The organism is uncultured Dialister sp., assembly GCA_900314595.1.
Lineage (GTDB): Bacteria > Bacillota > Negativicutes > Veillonellales > Dialisteraceae > Dialister.
In genome coordinates, this window is sequence record OMVW01000011.1 from 1 (window position 1) to 16,166 (window position 16,166).

Sequence of the window (16,166 nt, forward strand, 5' to 3'; positions counted from 1 at the left end):
CTATCTGAGCTTAAGGAATAGATGTAACAATGTAGCGCCGTATACGAGGACCGTACGTACGGTGCAATGGGAGGGCTAATAACTCTACCCTATTGGGGAATTTGCACAGGCGGGGTAAAAAGATCTTTTTATAGAATTAGACCGTGCACTTCAGGATAGATTCCGTTTCGGTATTCATGCATTTGGACTCGCTGCAGGATGACTGGTAGGGTCTATTCTGAGATGCTGCATAGCCATTTGGGGATTTTTAACAGGTGAGTATGTTTTATTATGGTCGAAATAAAATAAATATTTACAAATTTACCAATAGTAAATATTTGAAACAGCTTGATTATATGATAAAATATGTACAAAATTTATTATTTTTTTCATAAAAACGTTTTCTGATAGTGGGAGAAAAGAAGGTCAGATGATGATAAAGCATAAAATGAAAAAATTGCTGATTTCTGCGGTCCTGCTTGGCTGTATGGGAGCGGCTGTCATTTCTACGGGCTGTGGCAGCACTGCCCAGCAGAGAAGCAGCGCTGTTTCTGTTAAAACTATGAAGGTGCTGCAGCAGGATACTATAGTGACCCATGATTATTCCGGGCAAGTGAAATCTATGGATGCTGTAATAATCAAGCCGAAGGTTTCCGGTTCTATTGTTGAGAAATATTTTAAAAGCGGGCAGTTTGTCCATGAAGGGGATCCGCTTTACAAGATTGATGACAGGCAGTATGATTCTGCCGTTCTTTCGGCACGGTCCAATGTAGACAAGGCAAGGATAAATCTGAATAATTCCATGATTGACCTGGGCCGTTATGAAAAACTTTTATCTTCCGGGGCTATTGCGGAGCAGACGGTGACTACCCAGCGGGCAACGGTGGCATCGAATCAGTCGAGCTACGATGATGCACAGGCTCTCCTTAAAAAGGCTCAGGAAAATCTGGATGATACGGTCATTCGTGCGCCTATTACCGGCAAGCTTTCAGTGGATGATGTGGCAGCCGGCACGTATGCAACAGCAGGAAATACGAGTCTTGTGTCCATCGGCTCCATCAATCCGATTTATGTTCAGTTTTCCATCAGTGAAAATGAATATCTTAATTTCCGCATGGCTATGGAGGATCAGAGAGTGGAAGGGGAAAGGCTCGCGCGCCCTACCCCACCAAAAGCGACACTTACTCTCAGCAATGGCAGGAAATATGATGAAATATCCACGAATTATATTGGAGATAGAGAACTTTCAGAAAGTACAGGTACCCTTACGTTGAAAGCAGTTTTCCAGAATGAACATGGCGTGCTGCTGCCTGGTATGTTTGCGAGAGTCACTGTAGAAGGATCTCCCAGAAAAGATGCTCTCCTTGTTCCCCAGCGGGCCGTGCAGCAGGTATTGGATAAATCCTTTGTTATTGTAGTTGGGGACGATAACAAGTCTGTCTCAAAGCTTGTTACTCTTGGTGACCAGGTAGGAAGCTACTATATCGTGGAGAGCGGACTGACGAAAGATGACAATGTGGTGGTGGAAGGACTGACAAATCTGAAAGAAGGCCAGTCTTTGAACGTTACTGAAACTACGGCGGAAGAGCTTGGCCTGTCACTCACTGCCACGGATTCTGCCGTCTCCGTGACCACGAAGTAAGGAGGGCCTATGTCTAAATTCTTTATACGGCGGCCTATCTTTGCCATCGTTATTTCCATCATCATCGTGATCTTGGGCACTTTATCACTGATATCACTCCCCATTGCCCAGTATCCCCAGATTTCGCCGCCCACCATCAGTTTGTCCGCGTCTTATACCGGGGCCAATGCGACCATTGTAAACCAGACAGTGGCTCAGGTCATTGAAGAAAAATTGAACGGCGTGGAGCATATGGACTACATGTCCTCTACGTCCAGTAATAATGGGGGCTACAGCCTTTCCATCGTTTTTGACTTGGACAGCGATGGCGATCAGGACTCCATCAATGTGCAGAATGTGGCAAATCTCGCCAAAAACAGCCTTCCTTCCGACGTGCAGACCACGGGACTCAATGTCCGCAAATCTTCGGGCGATATGGTGCTTATGGCCAATCTTTATTCGCCAAAGGGCACCTATGATCAGGCATTTCTGAAGAACTATGCAGATATCTATATCCTTGATAAACTTCAGCGCATCAGCGGTGTAGGCAATGTGAATACTTTCGGCGCCAGCTATGCCATGAGAGTCTGGGTGAACCCGGATAAACTGGCTGAAAGAAATCTGACGGTAGCTGATGTCATTTCTGCTATCAGAGAGCAGAACGTCTCTGCCCCCGCCGGCACGATTGGTGCCCAGCCGGCTCCAGAGCTGCAGGAAAAACAGTATGCTGCCAAGGTGGAAGGCCGCCTCACCACGCCTGCCCAGTTCGGAAATATCATCGTCAAATCCGAATCCAGCGGCAATTTCGTCTACCTGAAAGACGTGGCCAAGGTGGAAACGGGTACACAGAATGAAAGTTCCAACTCCAAGATTAATGGCCACAGCGGGATTGGTTTCGGAGTACAGCTGACCAACGATGCCAATGCCCTGGAAGCGGTGAGTCAGGTGAAAAAGGTTCTGGAAGAGGCAAAAGAGAATTTCCCGCCGGACCTGGACTACATCATCGTTATGGACAACACGAATTTCATCAATGCGTCCATTAATGAAGTGGTGGAGACCCTTGTAGAATCTTTGGTTCTCGTCGTCCTTGTGGTCTTCCTTTTCCTCCAGAAGTGGCGGACCACCCTTATCCCAGTGCTGGCTGTGCCGGTTTCCATTATCGGTACTTTTGCGACATTTATTATTCTTGATTTCACAATTAATACACTTACTCTTTTTGCCCTCGTCCTTGCTATCGGTATGGTCGTCGATGATGCGATTGTCGTCATCGAAAATGTGGAAGAGCATATGTCAAAAGATGGTCTTTCACCAAAAGAAGCGACGGAGAGGGCTATGGATGAAGTGCAGGGACCGGTCATCGCTACGACTGCCGTATTGGCATCGATTTTTATCCCTGTTGCCTTTATTGGCGGTGTCACCGGGGTGCTGTACAAACAGTTTGCCGTGACCATTACAGTTTCCGTAGTCATTTCTTCTTTTGTTGCTTTGACGCTGACGCCTGCCCTTTGCGGTGCGCTGCTGAAGAGTGATGATAAAGGCTTTGAGTCAGGTCCCATTGCGGCTTTCTTCCGCTGGTTCAACAGGACTTTTGAAATAGTCAGAGACAAGTATACCGGCAAAGTAGGCTGGATGATTCATCATCTGAAGCTGGCCGCTGTATTCCTCATTCTGGTGGTGGGCCTCATGGGGGTATTCTACAAGCTCATTCCATCCACTTTCGTACCCGATGAAGATCAGGGGATTTTCATCGCCAGCATTACCATGCCGGAAGGGACGTCTCTCAACCAGACCATCAAGACTGTGGATGAAGTAGCAGAGGAAACGAAAAAAATTCCCGGAGTTAAAGATATCATGACCCATGCGGGAGGCTCCAATTCCAATTCAGGAAATATGTATGTAGCCCTCGACAACTGGAGTGAGAGGACTACCTCGGACCTCAGTGTGGAATCGATTCTGGCTAAATTTTATGCTACTGTGGCGCCAAAACATCCGGAAGCCCGGGTGACTGCTTTCAATGCGCCTTCCCTTCCGGGCCTTGGTATGGAAGGCGGCTGGTCTATGCAGCTCCAGGACAATACGGGACTAACCGACACGGAACTGGGAGATGTGGCGGATAAAGTGGTGGCTGCCTGCAATCAGCGGCCTGAAATCACCGGTGCCCGCACCTCTTATGCGACAAATACACCGAGCGTGGAATTTACGGTAGACCGTGAGAAAGTCAAAAATCTGGGAATCAATCTTTCCGATGTATTTACAGCGCTCCAGGTCAATTTCGGCGGTTCCCAGGTCAATGATTTCAACCAGTTTGGCCGTGCCTATAAAGTCATGGTCCAGGCAGATACTAACTATCGTTCCCAGACGGATACGCTGAAATTCATTTCTGTTAAATCTTCATCCGGCAAAATGGTGCCTCTTGATACGATTCTCACCAGCTCCATGACTACCGGTCCTTCTTCTATTTCCCGCTTCAATGGTGTTCGCTCTGTAGCTATCAATGGCAGTGCCTCCACCGGATATTCTTCCGGCCAGGCTATGCAGGCGGCTGAAGAAGCGGCGAAATCAGTCATCCCTTCGGGCATGACCATTGAATGGTCCGGGCAGAGCCGTGAAGAAAGCTCTTCCTCCAGCTCTACCATGAAGGTCCTCATCATGGCTCTCGTCTTTGCATTCCTGTGCCTGGCAGCTCTTTATGAAAGCTGGTCCATGCCCTTTGCCGTACTTTTCACCGTACCTACGGGGATGTGCGGCGCCCTGGCTTCGGAATATGTGGTAAGAAAACTGGCCACTCTGATGGGCTCCGGCGCCAGCGGATTTATGAACAGCGTGTACATGCAGATCGGGATCATCATGATCATCGGTCTGGCAGCAAAGAATGCCATACTGATTGTTGAATTTGCAAAAGAAAGAGCGGATAAGGGCATTGATCCCATGGAAGCCGTTCTCACGGCATCGAAGCTCCGTCTTCGTCCGATTCTCATGACTGCTTTTACCACCATCATCGGCTGTATGCCTCTGGCTATTGCGACAGGGGCCGGAGCTGGCGCGCGCTGCGGAATGGGTGTCGCCGTAGTCGGCGGTATGACAGTAGCCACGGTCTGTGGTGTATTCCTGATTCCTGCTTTCTACCTCATTACGGAATATATGGCAAGATGGTTCCGGAAAGTCACCGGATTCAAAGGAATCAAATTCAAGTATCGTATGCTGAGGAGATAGTTTTGACAGTTGGCGATTAGTTATTAGTATTTCGTGACTCATAGTGCGCTTCGAAAGGGGCGCACTTTTTCTGTGGATACGAATTTCCTTACGCTTTAGCTCAGGATTTTTGGAAAGAAAATTTCTGCTTCGGCAGTAATAAGATAAAATCGCGATAATCATCGATTTTATCGAGAAAATATTACATACGAAGAGTAATCATATTTCCTGTTGTAAAGACTGATTTCCTCAAAAAGTGTATAAAAAGCGCTTGACAGGAAATAAAAGGCGTATTATGATAGTCACAACTTAAGAAACAAACCGTTGAAGCGGAGATAAAAATAATTGATGCACTCACAGGGAGTCGGGGTAATGAGAAGCCGGCAGGACGCAGATTATTAAATGGACCGCTGAGGGCGCGGTGAAAGGATTTCCAAGTAGCCTGCGACGTAGGGCATACGTCAGTTGCCGGAGATATGCTGGTATCTCGCAAAGAGCAGGGGTCAAACCCTGAAACAAGGTGGCACCGCGGAAATATCCGTCCTTGACAATTTTGTCAGGGACGTTTTTTAGTTCCCGGAAAGGAAAGCAAATGGATACGATCAGACGATGGCTGGGCATTAGATTCTGACAACATTTCGTTTTGTCTCAAAAATAAAAATGGAGGAACATAAAATGATTAAAGAAGCAATCCAGAAAATCGTAAGAAAAGGTGATCTCACCTATAAAGAAGCCTATGATGTAATGAATGAAATCATGAGCGGCAAAACGACTCCCACCCAGAACGCAGCTTTCCTGGCAGCCCTTTCCACCAAGAGCACCAAGGCGGAAACGATTGATGAAATTTCCGGCTGTGCCATTGCCATGAGGGAACATGCCACTCCGGTACCCCACCCGGGTCTGAAGGTCCTTGAAATCGTAGGCACCGGCGGCGACGGCTCCAACAGTTTCAATATTTCCACCACTTCTGCCTTTGTCATCGCGGCGGCAGGAGTCAAAGTGGCTAAACACGGCAACCGCGCTGCTTCCTCCAAATCCGGCACGGCAGACTGCCAGGAAGCCCTGGGGGCCAATATCCAGCAGGATCCGGCCAAAGCCCTGGACATGCTGGAGAAAGTCGGCATGTGCTTCCTCTTCGCCCAGAAATATCACTCCGCTATGAAATATGTGGGACCCATCAGAAAAGAACTGGGCTTCCGCACTGTATTCAATATTCTGGGACCCCTCACGAATCCTGCCAATCCGGACTACTTCCTCCTCGGTGTCTACGATGCTTACCTGGTAGAACCGATCGCGAAAGTTCTTGACAAGATGGGTGTCCATAATGCAGTGGTCGTCCACGGTATGGACTCGCTCGATGAAGTTTCTCCTTCCGACAAGACGCTGGTGTGCGAACTGAAAGACGGCTACTACAGAACTACCGAAATCGCACCGGAAGACTTTGGCCTCATCCGCGGGAAGAAAGAAGAACTCGTCGGCGGTACGCCTGAGGAAAATGCGGAAATCACCAAAGCCATTCTTTCCGGAAAGATTCAGGGCACAAAGAGGAATGCAGTCCTCCTGAATGCAGGACTTGCCCTCTATGCGGCAAAAGCCGTACCCACCATGAAGGCAGGCATTGAGAAAGCGGCAGAATTGATCGATACCGGAGCTGCTTATAAGAAGATGGAAGAATACGTCAAAGTTTCCAATGAATAAGAGGACATCATGATTCTGGATGATATTGCGGCAGAGACGAGAAAGCGCCTGGCCAGACTTAAAAATGAAGGCTACTACGGAAAGATTCATGAGGAAACAAAAAATTTCGTGCCTTCCAAAGAGCACCTTTTCTACAACAACCTGAAGAAACCGGGCCTCTCCTTCATCTGCGAACTGAAGAAAGCCTCTCCTTCCAAGGGGCTCATCAGCCCGGACTTCCCCTTCGAAGCCATAGCAAAAGAATATGAGGAGGCTGGGGCTTCCGCGATTTCCTGTCTTACCGAACCGAAGTGGTTCAGGGGAGACATCGAATACCTGAAACGGGTGGCAGGAGAAGTGAATATCCCGGTACTCCGGAAGGATTTCATCGTGGATGTCTGCCAGATCGAAGAAGCCGCTTTGGCCGGGGCTTCGGCCATTCTCCTCATTGCGGCAATTCTTAATGATGAAGAAATAAAAAGATTCATGAAACTGGCAGACAGCCTGGGTCTCGATGTACTTTGTGAAGCCCACGACGAGACCGAAATGAAAAGGCTCATCGCTGACGGCGCAAAAATCTGCGGAGTCAATAACCGGGACCTTCGGGATTTCACCATTCACATGGAAACTACCGAAAAACTGGCCAGACTGGTGCCGGAGGATACACTTCTCGTGTCTGAGAGCGGTATGACCGATAAAGCGGCAGTACACCGGATGAAAGAGGCCGGGGCAGATGCCGTACTCATCGGCGAAATGCTGATGAGGGCGGAAAATAGAAAAAATCTTCTGAATGAAATGATTCAGGAAAATTTATAAAAAGGATGGAAATCATATGAGAACAAGATTTGGCGAATATGGCGGACAGTATGTACCGGAAGTACTGATGAATGAAGTGAACCGGGTAGGGGAAGCCTTTGAAGCCTGCAAAAAAGACCGTGAATTCCAGGACGAACTCCATCGTCTTTTTGTACAATATACAGGTCGGCCTTCTATGCTCTATGAAGCCGAAAATATGGAAAAGGACCTGGGCGGACCAAGAATTTTTCTGAAACGAGAAGATTTGAACCATACCGGTGCCCACAAAATCAATAACTGCATCGGACAGGCTCTCCTCGCAAAGAAAATGGGCAAGACCAGAATCATTGCTGAAACCGGGGCCGGCCAGCATGGCGTAGCTGCGGCTACCATTGCAGCTCTCTTCGGTATGGAATGCGAAGTATTCATGGGTGAAATTGATACCCAGCGCCAGGCTTTGAACGTATATCGTATGAAACTTCTGGGTGCCAAGGTCAATGTGGTTAAGACCGGTTCCAGAGTTTTGAAAGACGCGGTCAATGCAGCCATGCAGGAATGGAGCCGCCGCTGCGATGATACTCATTATGTCATCGGATCTACCACAGGCCCGGCACCATTCCCGGAAATGGTCCGCTATTTCCAGAGCTGCATCGGCCGCGAAGCACGGGCTCAGGTCCTCGAACGGACAGGAAGACTCCCCACGAAAGTGTATGCCTGCGTAGGTGGCGGTTCCAATGCAGCCGGTACCTTCTATCCATTCGTGCAGGATGCGGGTGTTGAACTCATTGGCTGTGAAGCCGGCGGCAAGGGCATCGATACGCCATATCATGCGGCTACAGTCAATCGTGGGCGCCTCGGCGTATTTCATGGAATGAAATCCATTTTCTGTCAGGACGATGATGGAAATATTACTGAAGTGTATTCTATTTCCGCAGGCCTTGATTATCCGGGCGTATCCCCTGAACATGCCTACCTCAATGATATCGGCAGAGCCAGATACATCGCCATTACCGATGAAGAAGCGGTACAGGCGTTTGAATATCTGGCAAAAACGGAAGGCATCATCTGTGCCATCGAATCGGCTCATGCCGTTGCGGGCGTGCTGAAGGAAGCAAAGAACATGACAAAAGATGACGTTGTTGTGATTACCCTTTCCGGCCGCGGAGATAAAGACGTGGCTGCCATTGCCCGTTATCGCGGTGAAAACCTGACTGACTGAGGAGGAAATAGTTATGAGTCATATTAATGAAGCATTCAAAAATGGTAAAGCATTGATCGCGTTTCTGACAGTAGGTGTTCCTTCCCTGGAAGATACGGTAAAATATGTACTTGAAATGGAAAAGGCCGGAGTCAATCTCATCGAACTGGGGGTCCCGTTTTCTGATCCCATTGCTGATGGTCCTGTCATCATGGAAGCCGATGTGAAGGCACTGGCCAACCATGTACATCTTCCCCAGGTCATGGAAGTAGTAAAAGAAATCAGGAAACATTCTAATATTCCGCTCGTTCTTCTTACCTATTACAATCCTGTTTTCAGCTATCCGGCAGACAAATTCTTCCGTGATGCAGAAAAAATCGGTATCGATGGAATTATCGTACCGGATATGCCTCATGAAGAACAGATGGAAATCCGCCCTCTTGCTGATGAACATGGTGTAGACATCATCCAGATGGTAGCGCCCACTTCAGAGGCAAGAATCCGTGAAAATGTAAAGAATGCGACCGGCTTCGTCTATGTGGTTTCCTCCATGGGCGTCACCGGCATGCGCGGCGATATCAAGACCGATCTGAAAGATATCGTCAAAGTAGTAAGAGATACCACAGATACTCCCATTGCTATCGGCTTTGGCATCCATACCCCGGAGCAGGCTCACAATATGGCAGTTCTTGCAGATGGTGTCATAACCGGCAGCGGTGTGGTGGATATTATTAATAAAGAAGGCAGCAATGCTTCTGCTGACCTCACAGCTTATCTTACAGGGCTTCGTAAAGGAATGGATGAATAAAACCAGTGGCAAGTGAAGGTGGCGCGTGTCAAAATATGATGCGCGCTATTTTTATTGGGGAAACACAGGGTAACAGCTGATGTCGGATGGCTTTACAAACCCTTCTTCCGGTCTAAAACCTAAAGACCTGTCCGATATGGTACAATAGAAAATAATATTTCAAAGAAAGACGGGGAAATAGAATGGATCCTTTTGTTCATCTCCATGTGCATACGGAATATAGTCTTTTTGACGGCACCTGCCGGATTAAGGAGCTGGTGTCTCATGTGAAGGAAATGGGGCAGACTGCCATAGCCATTACGGATCACGGAGTCATGTACGGAGCAGTGTACCTGTACAAAGAATGCATGGCACAGGGTATTAAACCGATCATTGGCTGTGAAGTCTATGTGACCCGCGGCAGCCGGTTTGAGAAAGGGGCCGGAAAGGAAAAAGAAAAGCTGGCTCATCTGATTCTGCTGGCAGAAAATAATACAGGGTACCAGAATCTGATTAAAATATGCTCCAAGTCATGGACAGAAGGTTATTATTTCAAGCCTCGGGCAGATCATGAACTGCTTCAGAAATATCATGAAGGCCTTATTGCCATGTCTGCCTGCGTGGGGGGCGAGCTTCCGCAGGCCATCCTGAATCAGGATATGGTTGAGGCAAGGAAGGTCATTCAGTTTTATATTGATACCTTCGGGAAGGACAATTATTTCATCGAGCTTCAGAATCATAATCTGCCGGAAGAAGCGGCAGCGCGTCCTGTACTGGCAAAACTGGCTGATGAATATGGCCTTGGCCTGGTGGCAACTAACGATTTCCATTATACGAAAAAAGAGGATGCAGGGAGCCAGGAAATCAAGCTTTGCATTTCTACCGGAAAAACTCTGGATGATCCTTATCACTTCCATTTTGCCAATGAGGAATTCTACTGCAAGAGCGGAGAAGAAATGAAGGCCATTCTGGGGAATTTCCCGGGAGCCATTGAAAATACGAAGAAAATCGCAGACCGCTGTAATGTGACTATTACCTTCGGGGATCATAAGCTCCCCGCCTTTGATGTGCCTGAAGGGGAGACATCGAAATCTTATCTCAGGAAGCTCTGTGAAAAAGCTCTTCCTGAGCGTTATCCCCACCCCACTGGAGTGGAAAAGAAGCGTTTGGATTATGAGCTTGGAGTCATTGAGCATATGGGGTTTTCCGATTATTTCCTCATAGTCATGGATTTTATCCGCTATGCAAAAACACATGGTATCCCTATCGGCCCCGGAAGAGGATCAGCAGCGGGTTCCATTGTGGCATATCTCCTTCATATTACTGAAGTGGACCCACTTCGGTTTGATCTTCTTTTCGAACGCTTTTTAAATCCTGAACGCGTTTCCATGCCCGATATCGATACGGACCTCTGCTACCGGAGGCGTGGGGAAGTCATCGATTATCTGGCAAGAAAGTATGGCAAGGACCAGGTAGCCCAGATTATTACTTTTGGTACACTGGCAGCCAGGGCTGTTATCCGCGATGTAGGACGTGTGACAAATATGCCCCTCCGGGATGTGGACAAAATCGCCAAGATGGTGCCCGGTGGTCCCGGAGTGACTCTGAAGAAAACACTGGACGGATCCCGGGAATTTAAGGATTTATACGATTCTAATCCTCAGGTGAAAGGCCTCATTAACCACTGTCTTGACCTCGAAGGACTTTCCCGAAACTCCGGCACCCATGCGGCAGGTGTGGTTATCTGCTCTAAACCGGTTGATGAATATGTGCCCATCCAGCTTACACAGGACGGATTCATCCAGACCCAGTATGAAAAAGATCAGGTGGAACAGCTGGGGCTTCTTAAGATGGACCTGCTTGGTCTTCGAAATCTGACGGTCATTCACGACGCACTGGAAATGATCAAAGAAAACAGGGGAATAGACCTTGATATCAATGCCATTCCCAGCGTAGACAAAATGACAAGCGATATGCTCTGCAAAGGGGATACAATTGGAGTATTCCAGTCCGAATCGGCAGGATTTACATCCCTTCTCATGCAGCTCCATCCGGACCGGTTTGAAGATCTGATCCCGATGGTGGCTCTCTATCGTCCGGGACCTTTGGGAAGCGGTATGGCGGAAGATTTCATCAAGAGAAAACACGGGGAAATCCCGGTGGAGTATCCGCATCCCTCTTTGGAACCGATTCTTAAGGAAACGTACGGTGTCATTCTTTATCAGGAACAGGTCATGCAGATTGCCTCTGCTATGGGCGGCTTCAATCTGGGACAGGCTGATATGCTCAGACGCGCCATGGGCCATAAAGAACCGGAAATCCTTCAGAAGAACAGGGACACCTTCGTGGAAGGGGCTCTGAAAAACGGGGTAGATGAAAAGACAGCCAATTATGTATTCGACCTGATGGTTCACTTCGCCGGTTACGGCTTCAATAAATCTCATTCCGTCTGCTACGGACTTATCGCTTGGCAGACAGCTTACCTCAAGGCCCATTACCGTCCCGAATTCATGGCGGCCATGATGACCTGCTACAATGGAGACAGGGATAAAGTGTCCCGCTATATTTCTGATACAAGAAAAGCAGGCGTGGAAATTGCGGCACCCGACGTGAATCTTTCCGAGGCGTATTTCTCTGTAAAAGGAAATAAAATCCTTTTTGGGATGGATGGTATCCAGAATGTAGGAGAAAATGCGGTGGAAAATATCATTGCTGCCAGAAAGAGGGGTGGACATTTCTTAAGCCTTTCTGATTTTCTGGAGCGGGTAAGTGACCGCAGCTTGAACAGCAGGGCCTGCGAAAGCCTGATTCGATGCGGCGCCATGGATTCACTGGGAGCCAACCGACAGCAGCTTCTAGCAGTACTTCCCGAAGCTCTTTCCAGTGCGCAGTCTGCAAGGCTCGACCGGGAATCAGGGCAGATGTCGCTCTTTGGCGGCGAAGAGACTGCCAGTGCCATGGCATATCCGGATCTTCCGGATATGCCGCAAAATGAAAAAATTGACTGGGAAAGAAAACTCCTGGGCTTTTATGTGAGCGGACATCCGCTGGATGCTTTCAAAGCACAGATGAGCCGGTGTACGCCCATCTATCAGCTGCAGCAGGAGAGCATGAAGTGGGATGGGAAGCCGGTCACTGTCGGAGGCACCATTACCCGTGTAAAAAGTACGATGACGAAAAAAGGAGAGCCTATGGGCTACGTTTCTCTGGAAGATTATGACGGAGAACTGGAATCCGTGGTTTTTCCGAGAGCCTGGGAGAAGGCAAGGCCAATTCTTGTGGAAGATATGCCCGTGTGCCTCAGGGGCCGTGTGCAGGCTAATGAAAGAGAAGTCAAGATTCTGGCAGATGATATTGTGCCTCTTTCCAGTTTCCATCAGACACTCCGGCCTCCGGTTTCTTCTGTTCATCTTTATGTGGATGAACGCCATGAAAGCAGTGCCGTTTCCAATGGCCTTGCCAGGATACTGCAGAGGTACCATGGAGAAACTCCGGTGTTCCTTCACATCCAGAGCAGCCGCCAGGAAATACGGATGCTTCCACAGTTCTATCTGGATTTCTCTTCGGAGGCGGAAGAAGCGCTGAAAGGGCTCCTGGGAAATGCAAATGTAGAAGGACGAAAGTGATTTTTCTGTTTTAGATTCACTCAGGCGGAGAGAATCGGATAGACGTGTTTCTGTACGTCATTTTTCAAAATACGTAAAAGCGGCACATAGGGAAGGGCGACGTTTTTGCGTATTTTTCATATGGAGGAGCCGTCGAGTATTTTATTTCCCGGATTGAAAACCGGGGATATTCCTTTGAATAAAATCAAGCCCTGAAACCTGCGATATGGTATACTAAAAGTGATAGTGAACTGATGAATCTTACCGGTCATATAATGTAAAGGGGGTTATTATGAGGTTTTTAGTATGTGTGAAGCAGGTCGTGGATGCTTCGAAGATGGAAGTGGATCCGGCCACCGGGAGACTGAAACGAAATAATGCAAACAGCATCCTGAATCCTTTGGACAGAAACGCACTGGAAGCAGCTTTTGCTCTTCGGGAACAGGTGGGCGGTACGGTAACCGTTATTACCATGGGTCCGCCTCAGGCGGGAGCGGTGCTGAAGGAAGCGGTTTCTATGGGCGCTAATGAAGTATATCTCGCTACAGACCGCGCTTTTGGCGGGGCCGATACTCTTGCAACCAGCTATACTCTGGCAAAGGTTATTGAAAAACTGGGCAGCTTTGATCTTATTTTCTGCGGACAGGAATCCATCGACAGCAATACAGCCCAGATTGGTCCGGAAATTGCTGCAACTCTTGGAATTTCCGATGTCAGCGGAGCCACAGGCATTTCCTTTGAAAAGGAAGGATATGTCACCGTGCACAGGCCGCTCAAAGAAAATGTGGAAGTGCTGGATCTCAAACTTCCGGCTGTCATTACCTGTACCGGGGATCTTAATAAGCCGAGGTATCCCAGCCTTAAAGGCATCCTTCGGAAGAATGAAGTGGAAATCCACAATATTACGTCTGCCGATGTAGACGTGGATCCCGGGCGTATCGGCATGAAAGGTTCGCCTACCCAGGTACGCCAGGTACGTCCAATTGTTCCGCCAAAGAAGGAAAACCTTCGCATTGAAGATAAACCGGCAGCAGAAGCGGCAGAAAGTCTCTTTGAAGCCATGAAGAAACTGAATCTGATCTAAAGGAGGGCAGCCATGGATTTTTCTGATTATAAAGGAATATATGTAATTGGTGCTCTCGAGAATGGTAAGATTCAGAGAGTTACCGGTGAGCTTACCGGTGAAGCCAGAGTGCTGGCAGATCAGCTGGGTGAAAAAGTGGAAGTCATCCTTCTGGGGGGAGAACTTACCGATAAACCGGAAAGCCTTATCTCCCTTGGCGCTGATGATGTCTATGTCATGACCAGTCCGGTACTGGATCACTATGATGGTAAAGCTTACCAGAAGGCACTTGCCGGTTTTCTGAAAGATAAAAAACCGGACACCATTATTTTTGCGGCTACTGCCTACGGTCGTGACCTGGCGCCAAGAGTGGCGGCAGAGCTCGTCTGTGGTGTTACTGCCGATGTGACAGAGCTGGCGGCAGATAAGGATAAAGGTCTTGTCATATGGTCCCGTCCGGCCATGGATGGAAACATTATGGCTGATATTGTAAGTCCGCTTTTCCGCCCTCAGGTAGGCACGGTACGTCCGGGTATCTTCAAGTATCCGAAAGCCGATGAAATGAGAACCGGCAAAGTGATTGATGTACCGCTGAAGCTTACTGCTGACGATCTGGGGACTATCCTCAAAAAAGTTATTCAGGGTGAGAAAGAAGAAAACCCTGTAGAACTGGCCAAAATCGTTGTTGCAGGCGGCCGTGGCTTTCATAGTGAAGAAGAGTGGAGATGGGTGCATGAACTGGCAGATCTTCTGGGAGGAGCTGTCGGCTGCAGCCGTCCGATCTCTGAACTGGGCTGGGAGCCTCACAGCCGTCAGATCGGTCAGACCGGGAAAGGCATTTCCCCCAAAGTTTATATTGCTCTCGGTATTTCCGGCGCCATGCAGCATATGTGCGCAGTAAATGCGGATATCATTATCGCCGTCAATAAAGATCCGAAAGCGCCGATTATGGAACTTGCCGACTATGCCATCGTTGCTGACCTCAAAGAATTCATGCCTCTTCTTATAGAAAAAATAAAAAAAGCAAAGGCAGAAAAACGAGACTGAACAATGATATAATAAAAAGAGATTTATAATATTTATAACGAATCCGGGGCACTGGTCCTGATTCATTATCTATTTTCGGAGGTGAACGGTATGGCAGACTTTAAACCTACCATATACTACAATCACAATTTCTACTACGATTTCGGCCCCCTCATTACTGCAGACGACAGAGGCCTCCAGTTCGGTGATGGCGCTTATGAATGGATCCGTATTTTCCACGGACATCCTTTTGCACTGTCCTATCATACGGACCGTCTCTATCGTTCCATGAGACTCCTTGGTATCCGTCCGGTCACTGCTCCTGATGAATTTACTGAAATTGTGGAAACAGTTATCGACGAATCCGGCGTAGTGGATGGTTATGTGAAAATCATCGTGACCCGCGGCGCAGGTGATCATGATTTCACCATTCCTGCCAGAAATAAACTTCGTCCAAATGTCCTGGTTTATGCAAAGCCCATCGACCTCAAGGCCATTGAAGCGGTACAGGGCGGTGTGAAGTGCATTACCATGGAAGATGACCGCGGCCACCACAGCGATATTCTTTCCCTGAACCAGCTGGACAATATGATGGCCCGGGCCGAAGCGCAGAAGAAGGGCTGCTATGATGCCATTTTCCATCTGGGTGACCTCCTCACCGAAGCCAGCCATTCCAATGTGTGCATCGTCAAGGCAGGTGTCATCTGGACCCCGGCCAAGAATGAACACATGATTCCGGGCATTACCCGTTCCCTGGTTCTCACCCGCGTAGCTCCGACTGCCGGTGTCACCTCCATTGATGACGGTGATGATCCTGTCCGCATGAAGGATGTATTCAACGCAGAAGAAGTATTCCTCACCAATACTCTGGACGGCATCATCCCGGTACTCTCCATCGATGGAAAACCCATCGGCAATGGAGAAGTGGGCACCGTAACGAAGAAGATTCAGGAACATTACCATCACCTCATGACCGATGGTTTGCCGTAATAGATCAGTTTTGAAATCAAAATAAAAGCTCATTGACTCCGGCCAATGAGCTTTTTGATTGGAATGGGGCATTTTGGAAATATAGTCAGCCGTTAGCTGTCAGCCGTTAGCCGTCAGCCATTAGCCATTAGCCATAAGCCATCGGCTGTCAAAGCTGCTAACTGCTGACTTCTTAATTCCTGCGGTTATGAATTTTATATTTTTGTACCGCTCTTAACAGTCTATGGTTATAA

General features: G+C 48.3%; 10 protein-coding genes. All 10 read left to right on the plus strand.

Features of this window, described 5'->3' with window-relative positions:
- Positions 1-409: 409 nt before the first annotated feature.
- Positions 410-1,621 (plus strand): efflux RND transporter periplasmic adaptor subunit, encoded by a 1,212-nt coding sequence (locus QZN42_RS04850; protein ID WP_296954788.1) that lies wholly within the window; start codon positions 410-412, stop codon positions 1,619-1,621.
- Positions 1,622-1,630: 9 nt separating this feature from the next.
- Positions 1,631-4,813: an efflux RND transporter permease subunit gene (locus QZN42_RS04855; RefSeq protein WP_296954790.1), complete on the plus strand. Its 3,183-nt coding sequence runs from the start codon at positions 1,631-1,633 to the stop codon at positions 4,811-4,813.
- Positions 4,814-5,467: 654 nt separating this feature from the next.
- Positions 5,468-6,490, plus strand: coding sequence for an anthranilate phosphoribosyltransferase (gene trpD / locus QZN42_RS04860; protein ID WP_296954792.1), 1,023 nt, complete (start codon positions 5,468-5,470; stop codon positions 6,488-6,490).
- 9 nt (positions 6,491-6,499) lie between these two features.
- On the plus strand, positions 6,500-7,285 hold the full coding sequence (trpC, locus tag QZN42_RS04865) for an indole-3-glycerol phosphate synthase TrpC (RefSeq protein ID WP_296954794.1): 786 nt from the start codon (positions 6,500-6,502) through the stop codon (positions 7,283-7,285).
- A 16-nt stretch (positions 7,286-7,301) separates the two neighbouring features.
- Positions 7,302-8,483: a tryptophan synthase subunit beta gene (gene trpB / locus QZN42_RS04870; RefSeq protein WP_296954796.1), complete on the plus strand. Its 1,182-nt coding sequence runs from the start codon at positions 7,302-7,304 to the stop codon at positions 8,481-8,483.
- A 13-nt stretch (positions 8,484-8,496) separates the two neighbouring features.
- Positions 8,497-9,270, plus strand: a complete 774-nt coding sequence (gene trpA, locus QZN42_RS04875) for a tryptophan synthase subunit alpha (protein ID WP_296954799.1) — start codon at positions 8,497-8,499, stop codon at positions 9,268-9,270.
- A 182-nt stretch (positions 9,271-9,452) separates the two neighbouring features.
- The gene (locus QZN42_RS04880) at positions 9,453-12,875 is read left to right on the plus strand and encodes a DNA polymerase III subunit alpha (RefSeq protein ID WP_296954800.1); all 3,423 of its coding nucleotides are present in this window, start codon (positions 9,453-9,455) and stop codon (positions 12,873-12,875) included.
- 271 nt (positions 12,876-13,146) lie between these two features.
- Positions 13,147-13,938 (plus strand): electron transfer flavoprotein subunit beta/FixA family protein, encoded by a 792-nt coding sequence (locus QZN42_RS04885; protein ID WP_296954802.1) that lies wholly within the window; start codon positions 13,147-13,149, stop codon positions 13,936-13,938.
- 12 nt (positions 13,939-13,950) lie between these two features.
- Positions 13,951-14,964, plus strand: coding sequence for an electron transfer flavoprotein subunit alpha/FixB family protein (locus QZN42_RS04890; protein WP_296954804.1), 1,014 nt, complete (start codon positions 13,951-13,953; stop codon positions 14,962-14,964).
- 90 nt (positions 14,965-15,054) lie between these two features.
- Positions 15,055-15,933: an aminotransferase class IV gene (locus QZN42_RS04895; protein ID WP_296954806.1), complete on the plus strand. Its 879-nt coding sequence runs from the start codon at positions 15,055-15,057 to the stop codon at positions 15,931-15,933.
- The last annotated feature ends 233 nt before the right edge of the window (positions 15,934-16,166 follow it).

Bases quoted from the DNA above. Each gene is read 5' to 3' on its own strand.
- QZN42_RS04895 (WP_296954806.1), top strand. From the start codon at position 15,055: ATGGCAGACTTTAAACCTACCATATACTACAATCACAATTTCTACTAC.
- QZN42_RS04880 (WP_296954800.1), top strand. From the start codon at position 9,453: ATGGATCCTTTTGTTCATCTCCATGTGCATACGGAATATAGTCTTTTT.
- QZN42_RS04855 (WP_296954790.1), top strand. From the start codon at position 1,631: ATGTCTAAATTCTTTATACGGCGGCCTATCTTTGCCATCGTTATTTCC.
- trpB (WP_296954796.1), top strand. From the start codon at position 7,302: ATGAGAACAAGATTTGGCGAATATGGCGGACAGTATGTACCGGAAGTA.
- trpA (WP_296954799.1), top strand. From the start codon at position 8,497: ATGAGTCATATTAATGAAGCATTCAAAAATGGTAAAGCATTGATCGCG.
- QZN42_RS04885 (WP_296954802.1), top strand. From the start codon at position 13,147: ATGAGGTTTTTAGTATGTGTGAAGCAGGTCGTGGATGCTTCGAAGATG.
- trpC (WP_296954794.1), top strand. From the start codon at position 6,500: ATGATTCTGGATGATATTGCGGCAGAGACGAGAAAGCGCCTGGCCAGA.
- QZN42_RS04850 (WP_296954788.1), top strand. From the start codon at position 410: ATGATGATAAAGCATAAAATGAAAAAATTGCTGATTTCTGCGGTCCTG.
- trpD (WP_296954792.1), top strand. From the start codon at position 5,468: ATGATTAAAGAAGCAATCCAGAAAATCGTAAGAAAAGGTGATCTCACC.
- QZN42_RS04890 (WP_296954804.1), top strand. From the start codon at position 13,951: ATGGATTTTTCTGATTATAAAGGAATATATGTAATTGGTGCTCTCGAG.